The sequence below is a fragment of the Flavobacterium sp. PL12 genome (genome assembly GCF_039123485.1).
Lineage (GTDB): Bacteria > Bacteroidota > Bacteroidia > Flavobacteriales > Flavobacteriaceae > Flavobacterium > Flavobacterium weaverense.
The window spans coordinates 109,150-122,600 of the sequence record NZ_JBANDI010000001.1; the positions used below are offsets into that span (position 1 = coordinate 109,150).

A 13,451-nucleotide genomic window follows, 5' to 3' on the forward strand; every position below is an offset into this window, starting at 1 on the left:
AACTTTATTGCAAAGCAGTTAACACCTTGTGTAAATGGATAATTTCTTTGGTTAAATCAATTTGATGATTACCCACAAAAAAACCTTTTTTGTCTAAATATTGTGCGTTTTTCATTTCCCCAAAAATTTCATAATCAAAATATTTTAACACTTCGTTTTTAGTAAAATCGCCTGTAACAATTGGCCGACAATCAATTTGATTTTTTTCTAATGCTTTTACAATTTCGAGACGATCTAATTTGGATTCTGGTTTTATAATAAAACTGAATCCAAACCAACTGCTATTATCTATATTTTTTTGTATATAAAAATCTTTATTGTCTTTGAATAAGGAAACAAAAAGAGCCGCATTTTTTCTTCTTTGATCCAAAAATGAAGGTAATTTTTTTAATTGTTCTACTCCAATTACTCCACTCATTTCTACTGGACGAACATTGTAGCCTGGCAAGATAAATCGGAATGACTCTTCGAACCAATCGTCACTTTTGTTAGAAACTTTATTCTCTTTTGGCAAATGGCGCGTCCATCCATGTGCACGCAAACATATCATTACATGATATAACTCTTCATCATCTGTTACAATCAATCCGCCTTCCATAGTAGCCATGTGATGTGAAAAAAAAGTAGAATAAGTTCCTACTAATCCAAAAGTACCTGCTTGTTTACCTTTAAATTCAGCCCCCATAGATTCACAGTTGTCTTCGATTAAGATGATATTTTTGTTCCCTATAATATCTTTAATTACCTCAAAATCGTTTGGATTACCCAAAAGATTTACGGCTAATATCATTTTAGTCTGATCGCTAACGGCTAATTTCAATTGTTCTAAATCAAAATTTAAAGTATGCAAATCTACATCTACAAATTTTAATTTTAGTCCGTATTGATATAAAGGAAAATAGGTAGTTGACCAAGAAACTGCTGGTACTATAACTTCGTCTCCTCTTTTTAATTTTGGATTTTTAGTATAAAATAAAGCTGCAACTGCAATTAAGTTAGCCGATGAACCCGAATTGACCATCACGGCATATTTAGAATCGACAAATTTTGCAAAATTTTCTTCAAACTGCTTTACACCTTCACCCATGGTGTACATATCCTTGGCGATAACTCCATTGATGGCTTCGATCTCTTTTTCATCCCAAGTAGAAGATGCTAATGAATATTTAATCATGTAAAATAGCTATTTTAAAATATTCAACTGTTTTTTTTATGCCTTCCTCTAATGATGTTTTATGCTCCCAACCCAATTGTTTAAGTTTTGTAACGTCTACCACTTTTTGTCTCATACCAATGGGTTTTGTCAAATCGTGAACAAATTTACCATCAAAACCAATTACTCCTGCTATTGTTTGATAATAGTCATTTATGGTATAATCAAACCCTAATCCTACATTAATATTTTGTGGCAATTGGTCAAATTTTTCTAATGCAAAATATACAAAATCAACCAAATCCTCCGTGTACATAAATTCTCTTCGAGCTAAACCATTACCCCATATATCAATTTCAGTAGCTTTATTCTGTTTGGCTTCATATATTTTCTTAATTACTGCTGGTACCATATGGGAATCTTTATTAGAAAATTTATCATGTTTACCATACAAATTGCAGGGAATAATGGTCTTGTATTGTAAAGAAGAATTTTCTTTAACTATATATTCGCATAAACGAGTTGCTACTATTTTTGCTAGTGCATATCCTTCATTTGTGGGTTCTAATTCTCCTTGCAAAATTAATTCTTCTTGTAATGGGTTCTGTGCTTCCCGTGGATACATGCAAGAACTTGCTATATTCATAAAGTTTTTGATTCCATTATTTTTTGCAGCCATAATTATGTTTCTACCTATGTCTAAATTACAAACTAAAAAATCAACTGGTCTAGCAATATTAGCCTGTATTCCTCCTACTAATCCAGCGCAATGAATTATAAAATCAGGTTGATATTCTTTTAGATAATTATCAACGGAAGTATAATCACTAAGATTTAAATCGGTACTAGATGGAGCCAATAGAAAATAATGGATAGCTTTTTCATGTTCCAAAATATTTTTACCAACCATTCCATTACCTCCAGTTACTAGAATTTTCATTTTTTTATTCGTATTTATTTAATGAATCTCTATCTAAAAATCGTGCTACATAGTTCAAATCGTGCTGCATCATAATTTTTACAAGTTCTTCAATTGAAGTGTGGTTTGGATTCCAACCCAATTCTGTTCTTGCTTTTGTAGGATCACCCAATAAACTTTCCACTTCTGCTGGTCTATAATAATTTGGATCTACTTCAATTAAAATTTTAGCAGTAGCTTTGCAAATCCCTTTTTCATTTTCATTTTTACCTTGCCATTCTAATTCAATACCTGCATGTTTAAAAGCAAGTTCACAGAAATAACGCACTGAGTATTGAAGTCCTGTAGCAATCACATAATCTTGGGGAATTTGCTGTTGCAACATAAGCCACATACACTGAACATAATCCTTTGCATAACCCCAATCGCGCAGAGCGTCTAAGTTTCCTAAATATAATTTATCTTGAATTCCGTGTTTAATTCTAGATGCTGAGAGAGTTATTTTTCTAGTTACAAATGTCTCACCTCTGCGTTCCGATTCATGATTAAAAAGAATACCATTTACGGCAAATATTCCATACGATTCTCGATAATTTTTGGTAATCCAAAAAGCGTATAATTTTGCCACGCCATAAGGAGAACGAGGATAAAAAGGTGTTGTCTCTCTTTGAGGTACTTCTTGTACTTTACCATACAATTCAGAAGTAGAAGCTTGGTATATTTTAGTTTTTTGAGTTAATCCACAAATTCGGATTGCCTCTAACAATCTTAAAGTTCCTACACCATCAGTTTCAGCAGTGTATTCTGGCATTTCAAACGAAACTTTTACATGAGATTGAGCTGCTAAATTATATATTTCATCAGGTTGAATTTCTTGTACTAAACGTATTAAACTAGTGGCATCAGTCATATCTCCATAATGAAGATTAATTTTTTTATCCTTATGCAAATCTTGAATCAATGATTCTATATACAAATGCTCTATTCTTTCAGTGTTAAATGTAGAACTTCTGCGTATTATTCCATGAACCTCATATCCCTTTTGCAATAGCAACTCTGCTAAGTAAGAACCATCTTGTCCATTAATCCCTGTAATTAATGCTTTTTTCATTTTTTCATTTTATTTAAAAATAGATTACTTTATAATTACAATGAAAATTATAATTTAATTGTTTTAATCTTAGAAATTTGCTTATACAAAAACTTTTCTATGGAAACATTTAATGGAGTATTATTAAAATATTTATTTCCTCCTTCAATGAAAATTAATTCTTTTTTGTTTTTTTTATATGCCCCTTTTGCAGACTCAATCGCCATAATCTGATTATATAAAAAAGGGAATAATTGATATTTATTTAAAACTAAATTGCGAGCTTCTTCTAAAGCGTCTAAATTATTTTCCCATTTTTTTGAAGCAACAACTTCTTTTAAAAACAAACCAATATGCTTGTCAAAGGGGTCGATTTGTATAAAGGAATCTTTTGGAAAGAAATTTTCAATATGATTACATCCAAAATATAAAGGCATTGTATAAGTTAAAAAACAATCACTTATTTTTTCTGTCCAGTTATAATCGTTCTGAAAATTTTCATAAGCAATTGCATATTTCGATTTACATAATACATCCCATTTATCATCTATTGGTCGTATACCACGCCCATATAAATTGATAAATTCTAAACTTTGTATCGAATCCAAAAAATCCATTCTAATTTTATGCCCTTTTGAACTTCTCTGGTTACTGGTTATCCAAACAATTTCATCCTCTTTAGACAATTCATCTTTACTTAAAGCACTTAAGAAATCATAATCTTTATCAATATGCCAAGGTAATGCACCCTGAGAGAGAATATTGTTCTTATTTATATCCAGTTGATTAAAATTTATATTTACACATTTATTTGCAAATTGTCTATATTTAGAAACTTCATTTGATGGTTCTAGGCAAAGATGAATAATATTATTATTATTAACATTTACTGAAAAATCTTTCTTAGGATATTCTAAAATTACTAGATAATCACATTCTTTTACAAGTTCTTCTGTAAATGTAATTTCTTTCCATTTATAAGATGAATTAGGGGTTTGTCTTTTTAGATCAGGGTATTTAAAATATCTTTCAATTCTTACAATCATTTTATAAAATATATTAAATCAGTAAAACCTTAAATCTTTTCAATTAAGTTACAATTTTAACCAATTTTCAGGAATCACATCCTGATAGTTTAAAGTTTCATCATTAAACCATTTTTTTGGTGCAATAACAATTTTGTTTGGGTTTGGATTTAACCATGCTCCCCACCAACTAAAACTACTATTAGCTATTATATTATGCTTACAAGAGGACATTAGTTTTAAATCTTCATAATTAGTTTGCGCATCATTAAAATCAACAAAATGGGTTTCAAAATTTGATGTAAAATTACTCTTAACCCAATTTATATCATCAGAAAACAAAAAATAAACAGGATTATTCACATTATCTTCTATCGTCATCATACTGTCTTTATAATACTTACTTTTATCAGTATTGTGAATATCATGCAATAAGTAATCACCTCGACGAATATGAATAGCTACTGAATTAACTATTTTCATATAATTAATCGTTTCAATTGTTTTTCGTTTTAAAGGAGAAATTATTTTAAAATCAGCCCGAATTTGTTTTTCATATTTGATAAAGTATTTTTCACTTTGATAATAACCCTCTAAAAAAAGAGGATTTCCTTTTACCTTTAACAACAAAGGATTATAATTAAACTCTTCTTCTTTATAAAAAAAATTGTTTCCAAATAATTTAATAAATTTCTGATTTAATCGGGAAGGATTTTTGTACTTTTTTTGTTTTAGTGTAAAGTGATACAATCCGTATTCGTGTAAGTTGTAAGTTTCAAACGCCTTAAGATTCAAATATAGCTTTTGTTTCGTTTCTAATGATTTTGCTTTTGCAGTGGCATATTGAAACATTTGATTTCCTAAACCTCCTATTAAATTTATGACGACCATTTTTTTGTTATAAAAATTGCAATAACTTCTTGAATTTTATTTTTATTCTTTCGTAATATGATTTTTTTCTTTTCTTATTACCAAGTACATGTCCTTTATAATTTATTTTATTAGAATAATAGTTTGCTACTGAAACACATTCTTTATATTGGGTTCTTTCTAAATCAGATGAAATGTTATTGTCAAAAAAATTTATAGTACCTATACTATTATTTTTAATAATTAAAAGTCTTTCATTTAAACAAATACGTAGATAAAGCTCGTAATCCATACATGTTTTATTGTTTTCATCTATATTGTATTTGTCATATATTTCTTTAGAGAAATAAATATTCTGCCATCCTACAATCGTTCCATAAGATAATAAATTAACAATATTGAATTCTAAATCTGGACATTCTCTTAAAATTATTTTCGTTTCATTTACATAATAAGTATAAGAATTAAAATAAATGGCATCATATTTTACATATCTATAATTAAAATTAATAATTGAAAATAAATTCTGATATATAATATCATCACACCCTAAATAACCTATTAAATCTCCTGTTGCATATTTTAAACCAATATTAAAAGCATTTGAAATACCGTTGTCATTTACTTTGACCCAAATTATATTATGGTGTAATGATGAATAATTATTTATAATTTCATGCGAATTATCCGTAGATTTTGCATCAACTATAATTAATTCTTTATTATCATATTCTTGAAATAAAAAACTGTCTATTGCTTTTTCTATATACTTACCACCATTAAAATTTGGTAATACGATTGAAATTTTAATCATTACATTGATATTTTAAAATTGGAGCTAAAATACCATTTCGTTTTGCTATCCAGAAATCTGAATTACTCAATCCACCCTGTATTCTCAATTGGACTCTTGGTGAATTCACATTAGGTTCTAAAAGCCAACATTTAAAATGTCTACTCGCAATGAAGTGAAAAGTATATTCTCCTTCATTTAAAATATTTTTTGGAAATTGTATTGTTATCTCATTAAGTCCTAATTTAACATTAACCCTAAACAAAGGTTCTGTGTCAGTATTAAAAGACCAAAACAATAATTGCTCATTAATATCATAAACGGCAATTCCAAAATTAAAATCATCATATAATTTATTAATTTTGAATTTAAAGAACAAATTTAAATCATCATTATTTTTAACAAATTCTTTTATAGCCTCATTTTTATAATTTCTAAATCCAAACTCCAATGGTTCAAAAATTTCCTTATTATAATTAAAAATATTCATATTTGACAAATAAGAATGATAATCAGTTTCACTAGATAAATATGTATTTATTACACTTACAGTTTCTCCATTCAAAGCTATTTTAGCATCTTTAATTAATAAAACCCTTGTGCACAAACTGTTGACCGCCGCCATATTATGACTTACAAACAAAACAGTCCTTCCGCCCTCTCTAGAAATATCCTGCATTTTACCGATAGCCTTTTTTTGAAATTCAGCATCACCCACGGCGAGAACTTCATCAATAACCAAAATTTCGGGTTCTAAAAAAGCGGCTACCGCAAAAGCCAAACGAACGGTCATTCCAGAACTGTATCTTTTTACAGGTGTATCAATATAGCGTTCACAACCAGAAAAATCGATAATCTCCTCAAGCTTTGAGGCAATTTCTTTTTTGGTCATTCCTAAAATAGCGCCATTGAGAAATATATTTTCTCTTCCGGTCATTTCACCATTAAAACCGGTTCCTACTTCTAACAAGGAAGCGATTCTTCCTCTTGATTTTATACTACCAGTGGTAGGCGCTGTTACTTTAGATAATATCTTGAGCAAAGTAGATTTACCTGCTCCGTTCTTACCAATTATCCCAAGGACTTCTCCTCGTTTAACTTCAAAATTGATATCCTGTAACGCCCAAACATAATCACTATTTCCTTTTGTAGAACGGTCATTGACATCGCCAATTTTTAGATATGGATTTTCCTTACCTCTTATTTGGTGCCACCAACGATTTAAATCATGACTCAGCGTACCTGTACCAACTTGGCCTAAGCGGTATTGTTTGGAAATATTTTCAGCTTTAAGAATAATATCTCCATTCTTCTCTTCAACATCATAAGAAGTGGAGTGAATGTTAAATTTCTTATTTCGTAATTCTTTGTCCATTATTTACTTTGAGTTACTTCTGGTACTTGTTGACTGTTTATTATAAGTGCAGTTTTTTGATGGTCACTTTTATGAATAATTAAAAATCAACTCTTTTAACACTTTTATTAAATCAATTTCTAAATTTTATAAACACAAATAGGCGACTATTTTACATGGCTTCGCATACTCAGTCACAGGAATGAAAGAGATAAATTACACTTTATTTTACCTAGGCAACGTTAGTTTTATTTAAAAAATAAACCTATCATTATGTCTTAAACAGTACATCTTAAAAAGATTATACTGTATCTATAAAATTCTTTTCAGTTCTATTAAAAATTAAAACTCCTATTAAAAACAAACTTATTGTTACCACAGTTGTATAAATTAGTCCTACAACTGAAACTTCACCGACATTTAACAGCATGTATCGAGTACTTTCAATAACATAAGCTAAAGGGTTGTATTGTACCAGCCAAGCATAATGAGGTATTTTTTCTTTAATCAATGCCAGTGGGTACATCACTGCAGATACATACATGAGCAACTGTACTCCAAAACCTATTAGATAACTAAAATCCCTGTATTTGGTAACTAATGAAGAAATTACCATTCCCAAGCCTAACCCTAATATACCCATTAAAACTATTAGAAAAGGAAAAAATACAATCGCAGGGTTAAAATGTAAAGCAGCACCTTGAAAGTAATAAAGGAGATAGAAAACAATAAAAATAAAAAATTGGATTCCGAATTTAATTAGATTAGAAATTACAATTGAAAGCGGAACAATTAATCGCGGAAAATAGACTTTTCCAAAAATACCTGCGTTGCTACCAAAGGTATTAGAGGTTCCGTTGAGACAGGCCGTAAAATAATTCCATATCGTTATTCCTGCTAAGTTAAATAAAAACGGAGGAACACTGCCTGTGCTTATTCCTGCTAAATTATTGAATATAATCGTAAAAGTAATTGAGGTAAATAACGGCTGAATCAGATACCAAAGCGGCCCTAAAACCGTTTGTTTGTACATCGTGACCACATCTCTTTTGACAAAAAGAAAAAGTAAATCTCGATAATGCCAAACTTCCTTTAAATTAATTGTAAAAAATTTATTTTTAGGCGTAATCTCAAACAACCATGTATTCTCTTTTTGTTCTAAATTATTCATTGATTTATTCTTATTTTCAGAAAATTGAAAAGTTTTTACTGTGACATTTCTTAAATATAATATTAATAATAGAAGAATTCACAATCTAACAAATATATATAATTTGGCTTTAATAATATACGAAAAGCGTGCGTAGATATACTGTTTTGAGAGATATTTTACTTTAATTTTCTGCTTTGAGAAACAATTCTTCACTCTATTCTTAACAAAAAAAAGCAGCTGTAAGAATACTTCTTACAGCTGCTCATATATATTAAATTACGTTTTCATTGTTTTGCAATGAAAATTTAACTTTACCTAGTAACCAGGATTTTGTTGAACTCTTAAAGTTGCGTTAGCATCTAGTTCTAATTGTGGTAAAGGCCAGATAAATTTAAAGTTATCATAAGTAAATGCATTTACACCTAAAGCTCCAGTGTATGGAGTACCTAAAGCGTACGCTGCCAAAGCAGGTGCTGCAGTAGAGAAACCAGCATTAGCAACTTTTGCAGGAATACCAGCAATTGGGAATAAAAGATCTCCTTGTAATCTTGTGATATCTGCCCAACGACGTCCTTCACAAATGAATTCAATTCTTCTCTCTTTTAATATAGCATTCACCATATTTACATTTGAAGCAAAACTTGCTGCAGTGTACGCCTGAGTTCCAGGATTAGCTAGTGAACGGTTTCTAACTTCGTTCAATTTAATTAAACCGTTAGCAACATCTGTACTTCTAGCGTAAGCTTCAGCCATATTTAAAGCAACTTCAGCATATCTAATGATTGGAGCATAATCCGTTTTATTCACAGCATCTTTATATTTGTTTGTGAATTTTGTATTTGGATAATAACCAGCATTACCTGTGATAACCATAGTTCCTTCAACTCTTCTTTTATCATCAGCTAACCAACTTGGATCTCTCCAAATAATTGGGCTGATAGCAATCAATCCACGTCCATTAGCCGCAGCTGGAATTGGTGGGTGATACATACTTGGCAATGATCCATTTACACCTGGGTTATTTGTAGCTCCATTTGCAATTGAAAAGATAGATTCTGTATTAGAACTATTACTAGCAAAAGGAGTATCTGGATTAGCTGTCATGTTATATTTACCATTTAACTTAACACCTTCAGATATAACTTTATCCCATTTACGCATGTGTAAATAGATTCTAGTTTTGTAAGCGATAGCAGCTTCTTTAGTAATTCTTTCAATTTGTGCAGCACCTGCTCTTTTAGTTTTAGAATAAAGCAAGTCTTCTGCATCATCTAAATCTTTTAAGATTTTTGTATAACACTCAGCAACAGTATTTCTACCTTGAGCTAAACCTAATTCAATATTTGCTGGAGTAGAATAAGGAATTTCTCTATAAGGAACTCCTAAGTTTGCACCATTATTATCTTGAAATGGTCTTGCATAGTGAATCAACAATTCATTATGAGTAATCGCTCTAAAAAATTTAGCTTGACCGATATAGTCATTTGCTAATTCTTGAGAAATAACTCCTGCAGCAGCAGCTTTAGTTACACCATCGATAACGATGTTCGTTCTATTAATTAAACGGTAACCATCTGCCCAGTAGTATACATTATTCGCTGAAGTAGCATCATATGTTCCTGTATAGGTAAGTTGGTAAAACGAAGCTAAATTAACTACATCTTCACCTCTGTTATCACCTTGTTGAATATAAGCCGATCCAAAGATATAACCTCTTGAACCACCACCATTATAGTTTCCTAGTTCAGCAGCGTTATACATTCCTGTAACAGATAAATCAATTAATGCTGGAGTTTGAAACGCAACATTTTCTGATACACTGTTAAAAGGGGTTAATTCTATGATACTTTCTTCGCTACAAGAAGCAAACAAAAGTGACACCATTGCAAACGGAACTACTAATTTAGTAATCGAGAATGATTTAAATTTATTTATATTTTTCATTTTTTAATTCTTTAAAATTAGAAACCTAAGTTAAGACCAACACTGAATATTCTAGATCTTGGAGTTCCATTATAATCATTACCTAAAACTTCCATTTCAGGATCTAATCCTTTATAGTCAGTAATAATCAATAAGTTTTGTCCTTGTACAAAAAGTCTGAACTTTTCTAAACCAACTTTATCTAAAACTGATTTTGGCAAGTTGTAACCTAAAGTCACGTTGTCTAATTTGATATAATCACCTTTTTCAACAAAACGGCTAGATGCTTGGTTAATGTTGATAGTAGTTTCTCTATCATCTCTTAATCTTGGAGTCCATCCATCACCAGGATTAGCAACACTCTGCCATCTTCCTAATATTTCAGTACCGTTGTTATTAAATCCTTGTGCCAATAGCTCACGTCTAGTTAAGTTATTGATTTTATTTCCTCCACTAAAACGGAACATGAAACCTAAATCAAAATTCTTGTATGCCATGTTCGAATTGAATGCTCCGAAATAAGTTGGCAAAATATTACCTAAAACTGATTTGTCAGCTGCACCTAAAGAAGAAGCTGCAGAAATATCAGTTGGATTACTTGGATCAAATTTTCTATATGCTTGAGAATTAATATCTCCTTGAACTAATGTTCCATCTCCTTTGTAGAAAACTGGATTACCATTAGATGGGTTCACTCCGTAGTACTTGAAACCATATAAAACATATGGAGATTCACCTTCTCTTAACAAGTTGTTACCTGTATTGTAAGTATCTGAATCAACGAAGTTAATATCTTGTCCGTTAACCAATGTCTCCACTTTACTTTTAACAAATGATACGTTTGCACTTACTGTCCACTCAAAATTTTCATTTTTGAAAGCTGAAGCCTCAAGAGAGAATTCATGACCAGAGTTTCTTAAAGAACCTACGTTTTTAGAAATATAGTTTTCTGGGATTCCAAGAGATAATGGTTGAGGAACTTGTAAAATCAATCCGTTTTGATTGTTGATAAAGTAATCATAAGTCAATTTCAAACGATTTCTAAATAAAGATAAATCAACACCATAGTCATACTTCACAGAAGTTTCCCATTTCAATTGATCATTTCCTGCTTGAGAATAACCAATACCGTTATATTCAGCATATTTTGCATTGTTATACAATCCTAAATAAGGATAGTTACCAATACTTGTATTACCAACCTCAGCATAAGAAGCTCTTAATTTGAAATCAGATACTACGTCTTCTAAAGAACTCATGAAAGATTCTTTACTTACAGTCCAACCAACAGAAGCTCCTGGGAAAGTTCCCCATTTGTTAGCTGATGGTAAAGATGAAAGACCATCTGTACGAATAGATCCTTGAAGGAAATATTTTCCTGCAAAATTGTAGTTTAATCTACCTGCATAAGACATAATTCCGTTTTCAGTAATACTACCACCAGAAAGTTGAGTTGCATATGAACCTGAAATTAAACCTTTGTTGAAAAAAGTATCAGACAAACCATTACCTCCTCCGAAGAAAGAATTAACTTTTTGTTTTTGAACTTCATAAATTGCTACTGCACTAAGGTTGTGCGATTCTCCAAATGTTTTATTGTAAGACAATACATTTTGAGTATTCCAACGTGTGAAGTTTGTAAAGTTATTTCTAACTGCTCCAGCAACACTTGCACCATCACCGTTTATAGGGTTTAAATACTGAAAACCTTCTGTACCAATAGCATCAACACTTCCTTGAGTTTTGAAACTTAAACTTGGAGAAATTTTGAAATCACCAAATAAACTTACTAATGATCTATCAACTTTAGATTTGTAGATATTATTTTCCAATACATAAACAATGTTTGGTAAGTTATTTGCAATTACAGATAAATTTTCGCCTTGTCCAACTGTTGAACCAGTGATGTTAAATCCTGTTGGATTAGTAGAATCATACACTGGAGTGTTAGGTAATTGACGCATTGCATTAAACATAAGTCCAGATAAACCTCCAGCATTATTGTTCAATCCTGTAGTTTCATTTCTAGACAATGCCATGTTAACACCAACATTTAACCAACTTTTTACTTTTTGATCTACATTAGCTCTTACGTTGTAACGCGTTTGGCTATTTGATTTTGCAATACCATCTTGAGTATTGTAACCTGTAGAAAAGTAGTAGTTTGTTTTTTCTGTTGAACCAGAAAGAGATAAGTTATGATCTGTTTGAACAGCAGCTTGACGAAGAACCGCTTTTTGCCAGTTGGTGTCAAATTTATTTCCAACAGCTAAGATTGAAGCTCCTCTGTTTGTTCTTTTTTCATTTTGAATTGTAATGAAATCATTAGTTTTCAATAAATCTAAATAGTCAATTGGTTGAGAAATTCCAGTATACGTATTATAGTTCACTCTGAATTTACCACCTTTACCTTTTTTAGTTGTAATTAAAATTACACCATTTGCTGCTCTAGAACCGTAAATTGCAGTTGCAGAACCATCTTTTAGGACTTCAGTAGATTCAATATCTGCTGGGTTAATATCTCCTAAAGAGTTTGTACTAGCATATCCACCCACATCACCTGTGAAAATTGGAACACCATCTACAACGATTAATGGATAACTACCAGATGTGATAGATCCAACACCTCTAATTCTAATTCTAGGCGCTTGTCCTATAACTCCAGAGTTAGTTGTTACTTGAACACCTGCAGCTCTACCAGCTAATTGAGATTCAAAACTTGGAGTCGCAAGATTTGCAATTGCATCTCCTTTAATTTGCGAAATCGATCCTGTAACTTCTCTCTTTTTTTGAGTTCCGTAACCTACCACTACAACTTCTTCAAGTGCTTGTGATGAAGATGTCATTTTCACATTCATAGTGCTTGAAGCACCAACGGTTACAGAAGAATTGTTCATCCCTATAAAAGAGAAAACTAAAACATCTCCCGCTTTTGCTTTAATAGAGTATTTTCCGTCAAAATCACTTTGGATTCCGTTGCTTGTACCCTTCACAATTACGTTTACGCCAGGAATAGGTCCAGTCTCATCTGAAACAACACCTGAAACGATTTTCTCTTGTGCAAAAGAAAACTGGATAGACAGCGCTAACAGTAGCGTGAAGATCCATTTGAATTTTAATCTCATATTATTTTGTTTGAATTAGTTATGGCGCAAACATCTTAATAAATTG

At 30.9% G+C, this 13,451-nt stretch carries 10 protein-coding genes; all 10 read right to left on the reverse strand.

Annotated elements, in window-relative coordinates; genetic code table 11:
* Positions 1 to 4: 4 nt before the first annotated feature.
* The 10 genes from RCH19_RS00495 to RCH19_RS00540 all read right to left on the reverse strand — a co-directional run bounded on the left by RCH19_RS00495 (position 5) and on the right by RCH19_RS00540 (position 13,405).
* A complete protein-coding gene (locus tag RCH19_RS00495; protein ID WP_343021588.1) occupies positions 5 to 1,174 on the reverse strand; it encodes a DegT/DnrJ/EryC1/StrS family aminotransferase in 1,170 nt (389 codons plus the stop codon).
* Positions 1,167 to 2,093 carry an NAD-dependent epimerase/dehydratase family protein gene (locus tag RCH19_RS00500; RefSeq protein ID WP_343021589.1) on the reverse strand — a complete coding sequence of 309 codons (927 nt, stop codon included), beginning with the start codon at positions 2,091 to 2,093 and terminating at the stop codon, positions 1,167 to 1,169. The genes RCH19_RS00495 and RCH19_RS00500 overlap by 8 nt, the downstream gene beginning before the upstream one ends.
* A 4-nt stretch (positions 2,094 to 2,097) precedes the next feature.
* Complete coding sequence (gmd, locus tag RCH19_RS00505; protein WP_343021590.1) at positions 2,098 to 3,183, reverse strand: GDP-mannose 4,6-dehydratase; 1,086 nt, start codon at positions 3,181 to 3,183, stop codon at positions 2,098 to 2,100.
* A gap of 47 nt (positions 3,184 to 3,230) precedes the next feature.
* Positions 3,231 to 4,208: a glycosyltransferase family 10 gene (locus RCH19_RS00510; RefSeq protein ID WP_343021591.1), complete on the reverse strand. Its 978-nt coding sequence runs from the start codon at positions 4,206 to 4,208 to the stop codon at positions 3,231 to 3,233.
* A gap of 48 nt (positions 4,209 to 4,256) precedes the next feature.
* The gene (locus RCH19_RS00515; protein ID WP_343021592.1) at positions 4,257 to 5,078 is read right to left on the reverse strand and encodes an alpha-1,2-fucosyltransferase; all 822 of its coding nucleotides are present in this window, start codon (positions 5,076 to 5,078) and stop codon (positions 4,257 to 4,259) included.
* A gap of 7 nt (positions 5,079 to 5,085) precedes the next feature.
* Positions 5,086 to 5,871, reverse strand: a complete 786-nt coding sequence (locus tag RCH19_RS00520; protein ID WP_343021593.1) for a glycosyltransferase — start codon at positions 5,869 to 5,871, stop codon at positions 5,086 to 5,088.
* Positions 5,864 to 7,225: an ABC transporter ATP-binding protein gene (locus RCH19_RS00525; RefSeq protein ID WP_343021594.1), complete on the reverse strand. Its 1,362-nt coding sequence runs from the start codon at positions 7,223 to 7,225 to the stop codon at positions 5,864 to 5,866. Before RCH19_RS00525 ends, RCH19_RS00520 begins: the two co-directional genes overlap by 8 nt.
* Positions 7,226 to 7,505: 280 nt before the next feature.
* Entirely contained in the window at positions 7,506 to 8,375 is an 870-nt protein-coding gene (locus RCH19_RS00530) for an ABC transporter permease (protein ID WP_343021595.1), read from the reverse strand.
* A gap of 297 nt (positions 8,376 to 8,672) precedes the next feature.
* On the reverse strand, positions 8,673 to 10,301 hold the full coding sequence (locus tag RCH19_RS00535) for a RagB/SusD family nutrient uptake outer membrane protein (protein WP_343021596.1): 1,629 nt from the start codon (positions 10,299 to 10,301) through the stop codon (positions 8,673 to 8,675).
* A 17-nt stretch (positions 10,302 to 10,318) separates the two neighbouring features.
* Positions 10,319 to 13,405: a TonB-dependent receptor gene (locus tag RCH19_RS00540; RefSeq protein WP_343021597.1), complete on the reverse strand. Its 3,087-nt coding sequence runs from the start codon at positions 13,403 to 13,405 to the stop codon at positions 10,319 to 10,321.
* Positions 13,406 to 13,451 lie beyond the last annotated feature (46 nt).

Coding starts and splice junctions, on each gene's coding strand:
- RCH19_RS00530 (WP_343021595.1), bottom strand. CDS start 8,375: ATGAATAATTTAGAACAAAAAGAGAATACATGGTTGTTTGAGATTACG.
- RCH19_RS00495 (WP_343021588.1), bottom strand. CDS start 1,174: ATGATTAAATATTCATTAGCATCTTCTACTTGGGATGAAAAAGAGATC.
- RCH19_RS00500 (WP_343021589.1), bottom strand. CDS start 2,093: ATGAAAATTCTAGTAACTGGAGGTAATGGAATGGTTGGTAAAAATATT.
- RCH19_RS00510 (WP_343021591.1), bottom strand. CDS start 4,208: ATGATTGTAAGAATTGAAAGATATTTTAAATACCCTGATCTAAAAAGA.
- gmd (WP_343021590.1), bottom strand. CDS start 3,183: ATGAAAAAAGCATTAATTACAGGGATTAATGGACAAGATGGTTCTTAC.
- RCH19_RS00535 (WP_343021596.1), bottom strand. CDS start 10,301: ATGAAAAATATAAATAAATTTAAATCATTCTCGATTACTAAATTAGTA.
- RCH19_RS00540 (WP_343021597.1), bottom strand. CDS start 13,405: ATGAGATTAAAATTCAAATGGATCTTCACGCTACTGTTAGCGCTGTCT.
- RCH19_RS00515 (WP_343021592.1), bottom strand. CDS start 5,078: ATGGTCGTCATAAATTTAATAGGAGGTTTAGGAAATCAAATGTTTCAA.
- RCH19_RS00525 (WP_343021594.1), bottom strand. CDS start 7,225: ATGGACAAAGAATTACGAAATAAGAAATTTAACATTCACTCCACTTCT.
- RCH19_RS00520 (WP_343021593.1), bottom strand. CDS start 5,871: ATGATTAAAATTTCAATCGTATTACCAAATTTTAATGGTGGTAAGTAT.